General features: G+C 61.9%; 19 protein-coding genes and 1 pseudogene. 19 read left to right on the top strand and 1 reads right to left on the bottom strand.

The genetic code is table 11. From position 1 onward, the window contains the following. The coding region (gene gltX / locus ACIQ2A_RS22520) for a glutamate--tRNA ligase (RefSeq protein ID WP_398483586.1) at positions 1–1266 on the bottom strand (1266 nt) is incomplete at its 3' end. Between the two features lie 103 nt (positions 1267–1369). On the opposite strand from gltX, the gene ACIQ2A_RS22515 reads away from it, so the two are divergent. The 19 genes and pseudogenes from ACIQ2A_RS22515 to ACIQ2A_RS22425 form a co-directional block, all read left to right on the top strand. Further along, a complete protein-coding gene (locus tag ACIQ2A_RS22515; RefSeq protein WP_398483584.1) occupies positions 1370–1699 on the top strand; it encodes a type II toxin-antitoxin system RelE/ParE family toxin in 330 nt (109 codons plus the stop codon). A gap of 13 nt (positions 1700–1712) precedes the next feature. After that, positions 1713–2021 carry a transcriptional regulator gene (locus ACIQ2A_RS22510; protein ID WP_398483581.1) on the top strand — a complete coding sequence of 103 codons (309 nt, stop codon included), beginning with the start codon at positions 1713–1715 and terminating at the stop codon, positions 2019–2021. 78 nt (positions 2022–2099) lie between these two features. Beyond that, entirely contained in the window at positions 2100–3782 is a 1683-nt protein-coding gene (locus tag ACIQ2A_RS22505) for a glutamine--tRNA ligase/YqeY domain fusion protein (RefSeq protein ID WP_398483579.1), read from the top strand. Positions 3783–3987: 205 nt separating this feature from the next. After that, positions 3988–5208 (top strand): annotated as a pseudogene (locus ACIQ2A_RS22500) (ComEC/Rec2 family competence protein); the annotation flags it as partial. A gap of 202 nt (positions 5209–5410) precedes the next feature. Further along, entirely contained in the window at positions 5411–6142 is a 732-nt protein-coding gene (locus tag ACIQ2A_RS22495; RefSeq protein WP_398483577.1) for a helix-turn-helix domain-containing protein, read from the top strand. Continuing rightward, on the top strand, positions 6139–6462 hold the full coding sequence (locus tag ACIQ2A_RS22490) for a hypothetical protein (protein WP_398483575.1): 324 nt from the start codon (positions 6139–6141) through the stop codon (positions 6460–6462). Before ACIQ2A_RS22495 ends, ACIQ2A_RS22490 begins: the two co-directional genes overlap by 4 nt. After that, complete coding sequence (locus ACIQ2A_RS22485; RefSeq protein WP_398483573.1) at positions 6459–6719, top strand: hypothetical protein; 261 nt, start codon at positions 6459–6461, stop codon at positions 6717–6719. Before ACIQ2A_RS22490 ends, ACIQ2A_RS22485 begins: the two co-directional genes overlap by 4 nt. Further along, a complete protein-coding gene (locus tag ACIQ2A_RS22480; RefSeq protein ID WP_398483571.1) occupies positions 6716–6994 on the top strand; it encodes a hypothetical protein in 279 nt (92 codons plus the stop codon). Before ACIQ2A_RS22485 ends, ACIQ2A_RS22480 begins: the two co-directional genes overlap by 4 nt. Next, positions 6991–7275, top strand: coding sequence for a hypothetical protein (locus tag ACIQ2A_RS22475; RefSeq protein ID WP_398483569.1), 285 nt, complete (start codon positions 6991–6993; stop codon positions 7273–7275). The genes ACIQ2A_RS22480 and ACIQ2A_RS22475 overlap by 4 nt, the downstream gene beginning before the upstream one ends. Further along, positions 7260–8168, top strand: a complete 909-nt coding sequence (locus tag ACIQ2A_RS22470; RefSeq protein WP_398483567.1) for a hypothetical protein — start codon at positions 7260–7262, stop codon at positions 8166–8168. Before ACIQ2A_RS22475 ends, ACIQ2A_RS22470 begins: the two co-directional genes overlap by 16 nt. Continuing rightward, positions 8168–8500 carry a hypothetical protein gene (locus tag ACIQ2A_RS22465; RefSeq protein ID WP_398483565.1) on the top strand — a complete coding sequence of 111 codons (333 nt, stop codon included), beginning with the start codon at positions 8168–8170 and terminating at the stop codon, positions 8498–8500. The genes ACIQ2A_RS22470 and ACIQ2A_RS22465 overlap by 1 nt, the downstream gene beginning before the upstream one ends. Before the next feature lie 362 nt (positions 8501–8862). Continuing rightward, complete coding sequence (locus tag ACIQ2A_RS22460; protein ID WP_398483563.1) at positions 8863–9957, top strand: phage portal protein; 1095 nt, start codon at positions 8863–8865, stop codon at positions 9955–9957. Continuing rightward, complete coding sequence (locus tag ACIQ2A_RS22455) at positions 9957–10469, top strand: HK97 family phage prohead protease (RefSeq protein ID WP_398483561.1); 513 nt, start codon at positions 9957–9959, stop codon at positions 10467–10469. Before ACIQ2A_RS22460 ends, ACIQ2A_RS22455 begins: the two co-directional genes overlap by 1 nt. Then, a complete protein-coding gene (locus ACIQ2A_RS22450) occupies positions 10466–11647 on the top strand; it encodes a phage major capsid protein (protein ID WP_398483559.1) in 1182 nt (393 codons plus the stop codon). The genes ACIQ2A_RS22455 and ACIQ2A_RS22450 overlap by 4 nt, the downstream gene beginning before the upstream one ends. 11 nt (positions 11648–11658) lie before the next feature. Further along, positions 11659–12084: a hypothetical protein gene (locus tag ACIQ2A_RS22445; protein ID WP_398483557.1), complete on the top strand. Its 426-nt coding sequence runs from the start codon at positions 11659–11661 to the stop codon at positions 12082–12084. Positions 12085–12197: 113 nt separating this feature from the next. Further along, positions 12198–12776 (top strand): hypothetical protein, encoded by a 579-nt coding sequence (locus tag ACIQ2A_RS22440; RefSeq protein WP_398483555.1) that lies wholly within the window; start codon positions 12198–12200, stop codon positions 12774–12776. A gap of 466 nt (positions 12777–13242) precedes the next feature. Then, positions 13243–13608: a phage terminase small subunit P27 family gene (locus tag ACIQ2A_RS22435; protein WP_398483553.1), complete on the top strand. Its 366-nt coding sequence runs from the start codon at positions 13243–13245 to the stop codon at positions 13606–13608. Continuing rightward, the gene (locus ACIQ2A_RS22430; protein WP_398483551.1) at positions 13608–15209 is read left to right on the top strand and encodes a terminase large subunit; all 1602 of its coding nucleotides are present in this window, start codon (positions 13608–13610) and stop codon (positions 15207–15209) included. Before ACIQ2A_RS22435 ends, ACIQ2A_RS22430 begins: the two co-directional genes overlap by 1 nt. Before the next feature lie 14 nt (positions 15210–15223). After that, positions 15224–15540 (top strand): hypothetical protein (locus ACIQ2A_RS22425; protein ID WP_398483549.1); only part of this gene is annotated, 317 nt, incomplete at its 3' end.

Below are 15540 nucleotides of genomic sequence, written 5' to 3'. Positions count from 1 at the left end.
GGCTGCGGCCTCGGTATTCGCAGCGGTCCAATCGGTGACGCCTTCGAGGGCGGTGCGCAATTTGCCAAGCAATGCGCGGGTCTCCGGCGTCAGGATGGCGATGGCCTTCGGCTCGGTGATGGCGAGCGGGCGATCGGCGAAGATGAAATCGGCGCCCTTCACCAGTTCGAGCAATGTCTTGGCGCGCTCCTTCAGGCCGGGCATCGCGCGCAGCAGTTGCGTGCGCGTGGTGTCGTTGAGCTTCGCCTGGATGGCGGCGCCGCCCTCGGCATAGGGCAGGATCTGCTCGAACTCGGTCACGAGGGCTTGATCGTCGCTGTGGCGGATATAGTGACCGTTGATGCTTTCCAGCTTGGCGAAATCGAAACGTGCGGCAGATCGTCCGATGGCAGACAGATCGAAGGCGTCGATCATTTCCTGCGTGGTGAAAATTTCCTGGTCGCCATGGCTCCAGCCGAGGCGCACCAGATAATTCCGCAGGGCGGCCGGCACATAGCCCATGGCGCGATAGGCATCGACGCCGAGCGCGCCATGGCGCTTTGAGAGTTTTGAGCCATCGGGCCCGTGGATCAGCGGGATGTGCGACATGCTGGGCACCTCCCAGCCGAGTGCGTCGTAGATCTGCTTCTGGCGCGCGGCGTTGATCAGGTGGTCGTCGCCGCGGATCACATGGGTCACGGCCATGTCGTGGTCATCGACCACCACGGCCAGCATGTAAGTCGGGGTGCCGTCGCCGCGCAGCAGCACGAGGTCGTCGAGATTCTCGTTCTGCCAGACCACGCGGCCCTGCACTTGGTCCTCGATCACGGTCTCGCCGGTGAGTGGCGCCTTGAGGCGGATGGTCGGCTTGACGTCGGGCTTCGGCGTGGACGGATCGCGGTCGCGCCACAGGCCGTTATAGAGTTTTGAGCGGCCCTCGGCGCGCGCGCTCTCGCGCATCGCCTGCAGCTCCTCGGCACTGGCGTAGCAGTAATAGGCCTTGCCCTCGGCGAGCAGTTGCTCCGCGACCTCGCGGTGCCGGGCGGCGCGGGCGAATTGATAGACGGTGTCGCCGTCCCATTCGATGCCAAGCCACTTCAGGCCGTCCAGAATCGCGTCGATGGCGGCGTCGGTGGAGCGCTCGCGGTCGGTATCCTCGATCCGCAGCAGCATCTTGCCGCCATGCTTCTTGGCATACAGCCAATTGAACAGCGCTGTGCGACCACCGCCGATATGGAGGAAGCCGGTTGGCGAAGGCGCGAAACGGGTAACGACGGGTGCGGTCATGGTGGAGCGGCAATCGATTGGAGAGGTTTGGCGGGCGTGTAACACAAGGTTCGGGTGCGCCCAAGACGTTGAAAGTGGGGTAACCTATGTGTTACCGTTGGGCATGGCCGAAATTCGTCTGTACGAGACTGCGGACGGTCATACGCCGTTCGCCGACTGGGCTTCGGAACTGGATCACCCGGCAAGAATACGGGTGACACGCGCGCTGACGCGACTGGAAGCGGGCAATGTCTCAAATGTGAAGGGTGTCGGCGAAGGCGTTCTTGAACTACGGATCGACTTCGGGCCGGGCTACCGGGTTTATTTCGGGCGCGACGGGGATGTCCTGGTCATTCTGCTGACCGGCGGAACCAAGGCGCGACAGCAGCGCGATATCGAGGCAGCGCGGAGCTATTGGCAGGACTACAAGCGTAGCAAGCGCGAGCGACACTAAGCGGAGCAGAACAATGGCATCGACGAGAGATTTTCACGAGTTCGTTCAGGAACAGGTTGCCTCTGATGGAGAATTCGCGGAGGGGCTGCTTCAAGAAGGCATTGATGCGTTGCTCAGCGGCGAAGTGGGAGTGGGGCGGTCCCTGATCCGCGATTACATCAAGGGCACCATCGGATTTGAAAAACTCGGCGAAGCGATCGGTGTTCAGCCAAAAAGCCTTATCCGGATGTTTGGCCCGCGCGGAAATCCGCAAGCAAATAACATCTTCAGTGTGATCGCCTATCTGCGGAAACACGCAGGCATCGAACGCCGCGCCGCTTGATGAAAACGCCTTTTCTCGCACTCCCCTTGGCGGAGCGCCCCGGATTTGGCACATAGGGCGCAGCTTGAAAGGCACCAAATGACAGACGAATCGACCGCGGATACCGCCGCTGAGGCCGGCCGCGATTTCATCCGCGACATCGTGGCGGCGGACCTCGAATCCGGCAAGCACAAGAGCGTGGTGACGCGCTTTCCGCCGGAGCCGAATGGCTACCTGCATCTCGGCCACGCCAAGTCGATCTGCCTGAATTTCGGCGTCGCCGCCGAGTTCGGCGGGCGCTGCAATCTGCGTTTCGACGACACCAATCCGACCAAGGAAGAGCAGGAATATATCGACGCCATCCAGCGCGACGTGCGCTGGCTCGGTTTCGAATGGGGCGAGGGCAACCTCCATTTCGCTTCCGACTATTTCGAGCAGCTCTATGACTGGGCGGTGCATCTGATCCGCGCCGGCAAGGCCTATGTGGACGACCAGTCGCCGGAAGAGATGCGTATCGCTCGCGGCACGCTGACCGAGCCCGGCAAGAACAGCCCGTTCCGGGATCGCAGCGTCGATGAAAACATCGATCTGTTCGCCCGCATGCGCGCCGGCGAATTTCCGAATGGTGCCCGCGTGCTGCGCGCCAAGATCGACATGGCGTCGGGCAATATCAATCTGCGCGACCCCGTGATCTATCGCATCCTGCATGCGCATCATCCGCGCACCGGCGAGGCCTGGAAGATCTATCCGAGCTACGATTTTGCGCATGGCCAGTCTGACGCCATCGAACATGTGACGCATTCGATCTGCACACTCGAATTCGAGGATCACCGGCCGCTCTATGACTGGTGCTTGGACAATCTGCCGGTGCCGTCACGGCCGCATCAATACGAATTCGCACGCCTCAACATGACCTATACGCTGCTGTCCAAGCGCGTGCTCACCGAACTCGTGCGCGGCGGCTATGTGTCAGGCTGGGACGATCCGCGCATGCCGACATTGGCCGGTTTGCAGCGCCGCGGCATTCCAGCCGAAGCGCTGCGCGAATTCGTCAAGCGGATCGGGGTCGCCAAGGCGAATTCCACGGTTGACCTGTCGATGTTCGATTTCGCCGTGCGCGAGACGCTGAACCGCACGGCGCAGCGCCGCATGGCGGTGCTGCGGCCGTTGAAGGTCGTCATCGAGAATTATCCGGAAGGACAAGTCGAGCAGCTCGACGCCGTCAATCATCCCGATGATGCATCGCTTGGCAATCGCCAGATCCCGTTCAGCCGCGAGCTCTATATCGAGCACGAGGATTTTATGGAGGAGCCGCCGAAAAAGTTCTTCCGCATGGCGCCGGGCCGCGAGGTGCGGCTGCGCTACGGCTATTTCATCACCTGCAAGGATGTCGTGAAGAACGACAAGGGCGAGGTGGTGGAGCTGCGCTGCACCTATGATCCCGAAACGCGCGGCGGCAATGCGCCGGACGGACGCAAGGTGAAGGCGACGATCCATTGGGTCAGCGCGCAGCATGCCGTGCAGGCCGAAGTGCGCGTCTATGAGCAGCTGTTTGCGACGCCGACGCCGGAAGCTGCGAATTTTGCATCGCAGATCAATCCGAATTCGCTGGAAGTCTCGACCGGCGCGATGCTGGAGCCGTCGCTGGCGAGCGACACTTTTGACGGCGCAATCCAGTTTGAACGGCAGGGCTATTTTTGCCGTGACAAGGACTTTGCGCCCGGCAAGCCGGTGTTCAACCGCACGGTTGGGCTGCGCGATAGTTACGCCAAGCTGGCGTAACTTGTAGGATGGGTTGAGCGAAGGTGCGTAAGCGCCGGAGCGACAACCCATCGGCGGAGCTTGCCGCAACGACGGAATGATGGGTTTTCGCTGCGCTCAACCCATCCTACGGTTTCGAGATTAGTTTCATCATTCTGCATCCGTTCCGCTAGCCGCACGCTGCCCTTCCGATAGCATTCGGGCGGGCAAGCGTGGCGGGCGGCTCATGGCGCAAAGCGGGGGACGGCAGCGCAATCAGGCAAGAGCGGTGACTTGGCCGCCGTCGGCGGCGGCTGGCGCCCGCCCGTCCAATCACTCCTGGACGTTGCCGTTCGATGGGCTGCGCCCCTGGGCGCAGGCGGAAGCCGGCCCCGGCCGTCTGCTGCCATGGGTCCCTGTGGCCTTCGGTGCCGGCATCGCACTGTATTTTGCGGCCGAGCGTGAGCCCGTCGCTTGGGTGGCTGCTGCAACAGCGGGTATTCTTGCCATCGTGGCCGTGCTGCTCAGACGGTCGCCTGCCTTTCCCTGTATGCTTCTCGCGGCTGCTATTGCTGCTGGCTTTGCCACGGTGACATGGAAGAGCACACGCATCGCCCATGAGGTGTTGGCGACACCGCTGTTCGGCGTTGCACTGACCGGCTTCGTCGAGACCCACGAGGAGCGTGAGCGCAGCGATCGTTTCGTCTTGCGCGTGGCGACGATGGAAACGCAGCGCGATGCCGTCCGGCTGACACGCGTGCGGCTGTCGGTGAAGAAGGGGACGGCGCCTGCGGTCGGCAGCTTTGTCGAACTCAAGGCGCGGCTGCAGCCGCCGCTCGCGCCGTTGCGACCCGGTGGCTACGATTTCGCGCGTGATCTGTATTTCCAGGGCATCGGCGCGTCCGGCTTTGTCACCGGCGCAATCCGGAAGGTCGATCCGCCGACGCCGCCATCGCATCACCTGCAATATGCCGCGACCATGCAGGGGATGCGGGATGCCATCGACGCGCGCATCCGCGCCTCGCTCTCGGGCGACAACCGCGCGATCGCAACGGCGCTGCTGACCGGACGGCGCGACGCGATTTCGGCCGATGTCAACGACGCCATGTTCATCTCGGGCCTCGGGCACGTGCTGTCGATTTCCGGCTATCACATGGCTGTCGTGGCCGGCGTCGTGTTCTTCGTCGTCCGCGCGCTGCTGGCGCTGGTGCCTGTGCTGACGGTCACGTTTCCGATCAAGAAAGTGGCGGCCGTGGCGGCGCTGCTTGCCGCACTGTTTTATCTGCTGCTATCCGGCGCCGAGGTCGCGACGCAAAGATCTTTCATCATGACGGCGGTGGTGCTGATCGCCATCATGGTCGATCGCCGCGCCATCACCTTTCGCACGCTGGCAATCGCGGCTCTCATCGTGCTGATCGTAACGCCGGAGGCGCTGGTGCATCCGAGTTTTCAGAGCTCGGATGCATCTGCTCCGATGCGCTCGCTTCTGACATCCAACCGATTGATCTGATTGATGTTCGGAGCGGCGTGCATGAGGTGCGGCCGGCACAGAAAACGAACAGATTTGCGCCTTTTGCTGAAATAGACGGCGAGAAGTCCCGGAAAAAGTCCCGGACTGGATTTGATGTTCCTCGTCGGTTCTATGGTGCCGAGCACGCGGAGCTCGCCTCATGAGCTGGCAGGCAACCGCATGGGCACTGAAGCAGCGCACCCGTTCGCCCGGCTGCAAGCTCATGCTGCTCACCCTCGCGAATTACGCCGACGATACCGGCTGCTGTTGGCCGTCGCAGGAAACGCTCTCTCACGACACCGAGCAGAGCGTCGATTCGGTGCAGCGATATCTCAAGAAGCTGGAGAGATTAGGCCTCATCCGGAAGATCATCCGCCCCATGGGCACCGGACGGTGGTCGAGCCGGACTTACTTCCTCAACCTCACTGTTGCAGAAATGTCCAAGCCGCAATCTGCGGCACGGTCAGATAGCGAGCCCGAGCGTGACGAAACGTCACATCGTGACGCTGCGACCATGCCGCAGGACGCCCGTGACCATGCCGCAAATACCTCCGCCACCATGCCGCACCATGCCCGTGACCATGCCGCACGGGTGCGGCATGAACCTTCACTTGAACCTTCAATAAAACCTTCACTTGAACCTTCAGAGCCGCCGCAACGGAAAAAGCCGAGCGCGGCTCTTCGCCAGATGGCCTTCCAGGAATCTCGATCAGCTGTCGAGGTGATCCAGAACCGAGTGGCCCAAAAAATCGGTTCCAATGGATGGGAGGTCCTTCAAGGACTCTCCGAGACCGACCTACAGATCGTCACGCGGCTGGAGGAGCGAGGGCGGCTGACCGCCGCTGCGATCGATCTCCTGCGCCGTGGGAACGCACCGAAGGAGCTGGCATGACCCAGCGGAGCTATCCCGAAAGTCCCGGCTTCAAGGTCGCGGGGGCATCGCAGGAGGCCGCTGAGGCCATCGCGCCACAAGCACCGCGTGTCCGCGATCGTGTTCTCCAATGCATCCGGATGTTGCCGGGCATGACAGCAGACGAGATCGCAGCGGCGCTGGGGCTGTCGATCCTCACCGTGCGGCCGCGCGTGTCCGAACTTCACCGACAAGGCGAGATCCAGCCAACCGGCGGCCGCCATCGAAATTCCAGCGGGATGACTGCTGGAACATGGGAGGTGGCGCCGCCGCTTCCGAACCAACACGGGACAACCACATGAGCCACGATATCGTTGATAGCAGCATCGCCCGCATCGAGATCACCCAGGTCAGATTCCACGAACAGGAAAACCCTCTGGTGCTGGGCCCGCTTCAGTACATGGTCACGCTGATCGAGGAGGGTGAGGGCGGTGGCGAACTTGGTCTCTGGTACGGCGATGAGCATGCCGACGCGCTCCAGGCAGCCAAGACGATCCCGGAAAGACTTGGCTTGCGATATCCGATCGTGGACCGCACGGTTGAGGAGACGCTCCAATGAGCAACCATCTCCCTCCACCGGCGATCTGTCGTAACGCATACACCAACGTCGGCGACGGCTGGACACGCTCCACCCCTTGGGTGCGCTCGACGGTCGCCAACCATTATGAAGCGATCTATCGCCGCAGCAAGTACGGCGCTCAGGCAGCAAAGGTTCACATCCGCGATGTCTACATCGTCGATGCCACCGCGGCTGTGTTTGAGATTAATCGCCAGCTGAAGCACGCCAACGATCTCCAGCGCCGGCAGGAAAGCCGGAAGCGGAAGCGCGCATGACAGTGCTGATGGCCACGCGTGATCTCGTGCAGCTCTATCCGATCTGCAGCGACATCTACGGCGACTGGAAGCGAGACCAGCTATGGCTCGCCTCCAAGCGCCACATGGTGACGACCTATTCGCGCGTGGCCACTGACGGCAAGCGGCAAGTCGTGCAGGTGCGTGTCAGACGGGATTTGTTTGGCACGCACTTCGCTGAGGTGGATGTCGCCGGCCAGCTTCGTGCCGCCGACTATCGGGACCGAACCCGCGCCGGGCGACCTGCATGGAGGGGCTGCTGATGGTTCGCCGCAAGGATCCGCGCAAGAACCGGGATTGTGCTGCCAAGCGTCACTGGCGCGCTGTGCTGCGCGCTGTCGCTGACGGTCTGCCCCTGACCAAGGCCGTAGCGTCTGACCCACGGTTTCCAACCTACACGGCGTTTCTTGCATACATGTCCCGACGGCCGGCGATCAAGCAGCACTACGCTGCAGCGCGCGCCAAGGCTGGCAAAATTTCCGGCAACCATCGTTCAGCTTCAGCTCGACTGTTCGACGTGATTTGTCGGCGCATCGAGCAGGGAGAGGCGCTGGTTGGCATCTGTGAGGACGACGGGTTTCCCTCCACCGTGACGTTTCAGTACTTCCTCAACGATCATCCGGAGAAACGTGCCGCATATAACGCCGCGTGCGCCAAGCGTTCGACGCTATTCCAGCCTCAAGTGTTTTCCGAGGACGATTACAATCGCGCGCTGCTGCATTTTACGAACGTCGCCGGCCCGATGCGAGCAAACCGAGTCGACGGGCTGCCGTCGTACAGCATGTTGTTCTGGCGTCGTAAAAGGGACCGAGCCTTCGCCGAGAGATATGCTGCATTGATGGAAGCCCGCGCGAGCCGCGCCGTTGAACAGCAGCCTTCGCTCGCCGATCTGCCGGCGAGGGTCGATCGCATTGTGTCAAAGCGCCTTGAGATTGGCATTCGAGCGGAGATCGTCAGCGATATCATTTTCGATGTGATCGAGGGGAAGCTTGGTATCGACCAGATCGAAACCGCTGCGACTAGTTACGTGCAGCGACACAAGCGGCAAATGGCCGGATACGAGTTCGCGTCACTTGATCGAGAACTGTTCACCGACGGGTCGGCCACTCTGCTCGACCGCATCTCATCTGATGACCAACAATTCTGGAGCGCGTGATGAAGCCCGGCGCCATGGTGCGTGCTTTCAACTCTGGGCCGATGATGCGTGCGACCCACATTTTCGAGGACATGGCGCGATGCGTGTTCATCGACGGGCATGGTCGGCTGCATCAACGCTTCCACTATCTGAGCGAGCTATCGCCTTTTAGCCTCGCGCTGGCGCCTCGCAGTCTGTGGCCAGAGTCTGGAAACCTGGACGTCGTTGAGGCGGAGCGAGAGCAGCGCGTTGTCGAAGCGGAGAAGAAGACGGCGCGGAAAGCAGCCAAGAAAGCCGCACGGAAGGCACGACACAGCAAGCGGTTGAAAGGGCGTTTCAATGTTGCCGCGTAACGACGCCCTTTGGGGCGCAAAGTCTATTGCGAATGAGATCTCTTGTTCGGTCGATAAGGTCTACGAGCTGGCGTCGGATCCGCTGGCACCGGTCTACAAGCCGGGCGGCCGCTACTACGCACGGCGAAGCGAGCTGCAGCAATGGCTCCGCTCAAAACCTGAGAAACCCCGAAACAGCCAGATTTAGCCAGATTTCAGCGTCTAGGAAATAAAGCGCAAAGTGCGGATGTTGCGACCGGGACAATACCGGAAGCGAAAAATTGGGCTGGCTCCAAAATATATTCGGACAATCTAAGTCCTTCAACGAGGCGAGTTACAGCGCGCTGCTCGACATTGGCGCGCAAACCGCTGCCGGCGTTTTTGTGTCCCCGTCTGAAGCGCTGCGCTGCCAGCCATTCGCCGCCGGGCATCGCATTCGGTGCGAGACCTTGGGCGTGTTGTCCCTGAAATTCTATCGACGCGAAGACGACACCAGCGTCGAGGCAAAAGACCATCCGCTCTATCGGCTGCTGCACGATCGTCCGAACCCATGGACGAGCGCGGTCAGTTTCGTCATGAGGATGGAATCTGACACGATCATGCACGGCGACGCCTATGCGTTCGCCAACCGGGTCGATGGCAAGATTGTCGAGCTGATCCGGCTGGACCCATCCCGCGTTGCAGTCGATCACGATCCCGTCACGCTGGAGCCGACTTACAAGCTATCGCTGAACGATGGCGGTTCGCGGCCTTTCCCGTGGCGGGACATCCTTCACGTGCCATCGCCGAACGGTCGATCTGCGGCGAAAGATGCTGCCCAGGCGATCGGCCTTGCGATCGCGCTGGAGAAACACGCTGCCACGACGCTGGGCAAGGGCGCGCGGCCGTCGGGCTTGTTCAAGTCCAAAAAGAAGTTTTCGGATATCGCCTATGAGCGGTTGAAGCGATCTTGGAACAATAGTGACGAACGTGGCGGCACGGTCATCCTCGAAGAGGATGGCGACTTCACGCCGCTGACGTTCAGCTCGGTGGATTTGCAGTTTCAGGAGATGCGCGCGTTCCAGATCCTTGAGATCGGGCGCGCTCTCGGCATTCCGCCGACGCTTATGTTCGAGTTCGGCCGCGCCACTTGGTCCAATGCGGAGGAGATGGGGCAGGCGTTCCGCACCTTTACCATTCTCGGCCGCTGCAAGGTCTGGGAGGGCGCCATCAGCCGGCTGCTGACCGAGGATGAGCAGGACGAATATTACCCCGAATTTCTGACGGACTCGCTCGTGCGAGCCGATATGGCAGCGCGCTTTGAAGCGTTCTCCAAGGCGTGCGGCGGACCGTGGATGACGGTCGATGAGGTGCGCAGCATCGATAACCGGTCGGCCATCGACGGCGGCGGTGCGCTCCGTCCGCCGGCTAATGCTGTCGGTGTGACCGATCCCAAAGAGCCGCCAGCGCGGCCGAAACCGCACGCGGTGGCAGCCTGATGGAACGCCTGTATTTCACCACCAAGATTGTCAGCGACGATGCCGGCTCTGTGTCGTGTCTCGCCTGGCGTTACGGCAAACCCGATCGCATTGGCGATGTGGTCGAGAAGGGCGCATTCGGCGACATCGACCTGCCGCTGCCAATGCTGGCCTTTCACGATCTCAAGAGCCCGATCGGCGCCTGGAGCGAAGCTATCGAGGATGATGACGGTCTGCACCTCAGGGGCAGAGTTCTCGTCGGCAAGGTGGCCATGGCCACAGAATGCCATGAGCTCGTTATGTCCGGCGGCATACGCGCCGTTTCCGTCGGCTTCATCACAAAGAAATCGAAACCCCGCAAAGGCGGCGGCCGCACCATCAGCCAGGCTGAGTTGATCGAGTGCAGCATGGTCCCGGTGGGAATGCATCCCGACGCGCGCCTCACAAGCGCCAAGTCGGTCATCGAGGCGCTGGCGATTGCCCAGGCCATCACCCGCGCCACTGCGGCGCTCACGGCAGGAACGAAAAAATGAGACACGTTGCCCCGAAGGCGCTGCGCGGCAGCGTCGCCATCATCACTCGCAAAGAAGGCGACGATTCTGACCCCGCGTCGATCGTTACCAAGGCGCTTGAAGGCTTCGCATCGGAGTTCGAGAAGAAGCTGGACGATCGCCTGAAGGCGCTCGAAGGCAAGAGCTTGGACCCGAAGCTGACCGAGCGTCTGGACCGTATCGAAGCAAAGCAGAATCGGCCAGCCGGTGGTGATGACCGCAAGGAAGCCGCTGCTGTCGAACTGAAGGCTTGGCTGCACTATCTACGCAAGGGCCAGCAGGCCGACGACGTGACGCTCAAGGTGCTCACGGTCGCCAGTGATGCCCAGGCCGGCTATCTGGCGCCGCCCGAAGTCAGCACCGAGTTCATCGCTGAGCTGACCGAACTGTCGCCGATCCGCCAGTACGCCACGGTGCGCAACTCGTCCGCGCCCGAGGTCTCCTATCCCAAGCGCCTCAGCGGCACCAACGCGAAATGGGAAGGCGAGATCGAGGAATCGGAGGAGAGCGACCTGTCGTTCGGGCAGACGACCATCGTCAGCAATCGCCTGACCACGTTCGTGGATCTCTCGAACTCGCTGCTCATGGGCAGCGACGGCCTGGCCGAGGCGGAAGTTCGCCGCGCGTTTGCGGAAGACTTTGCCCAAAAGGAAGCCGCCGCTTTCGTCAATGGCACCGGCGTCAAGCAGCCTGAAGGCATCATGACTGCCGCCGGCGTGCCAGAGGTGCTGAACGGACATGCGACCAACCTCAGCGCCGATGCGCTGATCGACCTGTTCTATGCCTTGCCGGCCGGTTATCGGTCCCGCGCGGTGTGGATCATGAACGGCACCACGGCGCCCGTGATCCGCAAGATGAAGGATGCTCAGGGCGCGTATCTCTGGCAACCGGGCCTGCAGGCTGGCGAGCCGGCTTCGCTGCTTGGTCGCCCAGTGGTCGAAGCCCCGGATATGCCCGCGGTGGTCGGTGGCTCGTTCCCGATCGCCTTTGGTGATCTCGGCACCGCCTATCGCATCGTCGATCGCATGCGTCTCGGCACGCTCACGGACCCGTACACCCGGGCCCGCAACGCCATTACGCGCATCCACGGCACCCAGTGGGTCGGCGCCGGCGTTGTTCAGCCGAAGGCGCTGCGCAAACTCAAGATGGCAACCTCGTAAGGAGCACGGACATGCGTGACCTCGTAAGCAATCTGGGCCTCCGCACGGCCTTCATCGGCGCGCTGAGCGCCGACAACACGCCGGTGGCGATTGATCTCAAGGGATTTGATCGCGCTGCCATCCTGCTCCACATCGGAGCGGGTGGCATCACCTTCAACGGCACCAACAAGGTCGAGTTCGTCCTCACGCATAGTGATGACGGCACCACGTTCGACCCGGTGACTGACGGTGATGTTCAAGGCGTAACCGGTGTCACCGGCGGTATCATCAAGAGCCTGAAGACGGCTCATGCGGACGCTGATGTCACCAAGATCGGCTACATCGGCAACCGGCGTTATCTGAAGCTGCTCGCAGACTTCAGCGGCACGCACGGCACGCCTACGCCGATGGCAGCGCTTGTAGCGCTCGGCGGTGCTCGCGACTACCCGATCGCCTGATCGCAGCAATTCCTGCCGGTCCCGACTTTCACCGGCAGGAGCGGCGGGCGTGGTTTCCCGGTTGTCCCAACGCCCTACGTTCCCGCGTCCGCCGCACACTTTCTGAGGCAAGCATGCTGACCGTTGACGAAGCGAATGAAGAACGAGACCTGACGACGCTGGATGCGGTCAAGGCTGAGCTTGGCGATACGTCCGTAAGCGATGAATTGCTTAGGGTGTTCATCACCCAGGCCAGCGAGATGATCGCCACGTGTTGCAATCGCGTGTTCGCCATCGAGACCGTCACTGAGACTTTTTATCATCGTGATCGTTGCAGCGATTTGCTGCTCAGCCGTTACCCGATCACTGAGCTGGTGTCGATCAACGGCAAGCCGGTTGAGACTGACGCCGTCCAGCTCGACAAGGCGACTGGCGTTCTGTTTCGCAGCGCGGGTTGGTGGCACGGCATCAACGCCGTGAAATACAAGGCGGGATTTGCGCTGCCTGATGGGCTGCCGTCCGGCATCGAGCGAGCCTGTGTTGATATTGTGGTGCAACGGGCCGCCATTGCAGGAAGCGACCGTGATCCGTCCGTGCGATCTGTCAGCGTGGATGGCGTCGGCACGCGCGAATACTTCAACTCAGCCAATAGCAAGACCATCACGCCCGACATTGAGGCGATGATTGAGCCTCACAGAAAGCCGAACCGCTGATGCCTATGGCTGCACCGAGACTACAGGGCTGCGGCTGCGTCACGCGCGCAGGCCTGCTGTGCGTCCACCAGCAGAAGCGCAAGGCAGAGCGCGATGCCCAGCGGCCGTCGTCTAGCGCTCGCGGATACACCAGCAAGTGGAGCCGAGAGTCGAAGCTATGGCTTGCGCAGCCTGAACGGGAGCATTGCTCTTGCGGCTGCGGGCGCAAGGCAAACATGGTCGATCACATCGTGGCGCCGAAGGGCAACATGAAGCTGTTCTGGGATCGGGCGAACTGGCAGCCGATGTTCAGCGGTTGCAACTCGAGGAAGAACATTCGCGAGGAGGGCGGCTTCGGCCGCACCCCCCGGGGGGGTGTTGAGAACTTCCCGTTAGGAAGGGGGAACCGCCGTAGGAGGACCGCGCGAGATGGAGACGAATTGGAGTTTCCGGGCAGGGGCGGCTCATGAGGGGCACAAAGCCGCACTTGGTCGTTGATAACGGTGCCATCTCGCGACCTGAACGAGCACCGACTTGGCTGTCGAAAGAGGCTAAAGCGGAATGGAAGCGCATCAGCCCGTCGCTGGCAAAGCGGCGCATCCTCACCGTTGCAGATCTCGGAAGCGTGGAGAATTACTGCATCGCGATCGGCCGTGTGCGCGAGATCGAGAAGGCCATCCAGCAATCGGGTCCGGTGTGTCTCGATGCTGCGCTGTTCCGTATGCAGGACAAGGCCATGACGACCGCGCGGCAGCTCGCCGCGGAGCTTGGCTTGACTCCGGTGAGCCGCGCACGGCCGGTGGTGCGTGACAAGAGCGAGGATAGCGACCTCGACGATCTGGATCTCGGCTGATGGCGAGCACCTTTCCAGAGTGGATCTACGACGGTTCCGACATTCCCGACCCGCTCGGCTACGGCGATCGAGCTGTCCGGTTCCTACGAGCGCTGAAGCATCCGAAGAACCCGGCCGCCGGTGCTCGTTTCCAGCTTGATCCATGGCAGGAGCGGATTGTCCGCCGCATCTATGGGCCGCGCCATGAGGACGGGACGCGCATCGTCAAGACCGTGGTGCTGTTGCTGCCTCGCGGCAATCGGAAGACCAGCCTGTCTGCAGCGCTGGCGCTGCTCCACACCTTGGGGCCAGAGCGTGTGCCCGGTGGCGAGGTGCTCTCTGCCGCCGCGGACCGCAAGCAGGCCCGTCTCGGCTATCTCGAAGCGCTTGGAATCATCCGCGCCGATAAGCGCCTGGGAGCGATCACCAGCCCCCAAGATTACAAGAACCGCCTGCTGAACAAGAACCACGGCTCATTCTATGAGGCCATCTCGTGCGATGCAGGCACTCAGCACGGCCGCACGCCGGTGTTCGTCCTTGCCGACGAGCTGCATGCCTGGAAGAAGCGCGATCTATGGGACGTGCTGCGGTCCGGCCTAGTCAAGGTGAAGGGCTCCCTGCTGGTCGTCGCGACAACCGCCGGGCGCGGCCAGGACAACATCGCTCACGACATTGTCGAGGACGCACGCCGTGTGGCGCGAGGCGAGGTGGTCGATCCGTCCATCCTGCCGGTGCTTTTCGAGGCGCCGAGGGACTGCGACTGGCAAGATGAGGCGATCTGGTATCGGGTAAATCCCGGCTTGGTGCATGGCTATCCCGATATCGAAGGGCTGCGGCAACTTGCGCGGGAGAGCGAGCGCCGGCCCGGCGATCGAGAGTCGTTCCGACAGCTCAATCTCAATATCTGGCTCGATCAAAGCGCTGACCCGTTCGTCGATATGGACGTCTATGACGAGGGCAATGGCGCCGTCGATCTGGAAATCCTGCGCGGCGAACCGTGTTGGCTGGCTGCCGATCTCAGTTCGAATGGCGACCTCACCGCGGTGGTGGCCGCATGGCGCGACGATGATGACGGCTACATCGTGCATCCCTGGTTCTTTTGTCCGGCCGACAATCTCCGAAAGCGCGCGGATGTCGACAACGTGCCGTATCCCCGATGGGCCGAGGAAGGCCTGATCATTCCGACGACAGGCAACGTCGTCGATTTCCGCGCCGTTGAGGACAAGATCCGCGACCTTTGCGACCAGTTCGATGTGCAGGAAATCGCTTTCGATCCGCACATGGCCCGAAACATCTTGAACAATCTGCTCGAGGACGGCTATCCGGCGATCGAGATGCGCCAGGGCTGGGTGACGATGGCGCCGGCGATCAAAGAGCTTGAGCGCGCCATCGTCGGGCGGAAGTTCCTTCACGGTGGCCACCCGATCTTGCGTCGGCACTTCGATTGCATTGCTGTCGAGACGGACAAGGCCGGCAACAAGGCATTCCACAAGGGCAAGAGCCGGGATCGCATCGACGGAGCGCAGGCAGCAGCGATGGCGGTCGGGCGCGCATCGACTGGCGACAGCTCGCGCTCGATCTACGAGAACGACGATCGCTCCGATGGCCTGCGGACGCTTTAAGCATGGAGGCCGTGATGAACGATATACAGGTCGATTATCGAAAGATGCTCACCGATTTCGGCGAGATGATTGTTATACGTCGCAATAACCCGTCGCCTGCTGCTCCGACCGAGGTGACGGTCCGAGCCCGTGTGACAGGTTATCAGCCGCAGGATTTAGTCGGCGGCATCAAGCAAGGCGATCGTCGTGTCATTGTGCTGGCCCTCGATCTAGATGCTTCCGGCTTCCCATTGCCGTTAAAAACGGGCGGCACCGACAAGGCGGTGGTAAGGGGGAGGGTGCTGAACATCGGCGTCGTTGACGATAGCACGCGGCGGCTCGGCAGCGAGCT

It is taken from the genome of Tardiphaga sp. (genome assembly GCF_044336785.1).
In the GTDB taxonomy this organism is placed as follows: Bacteria; Pseudomonadota; Alphaproteobacteria; order Rhizobiales; family Xanthobacteraceae; genus Tardiphaga.
This window is presented reverse-complemented; position numbering and strand designations above follow the sequence as displayed.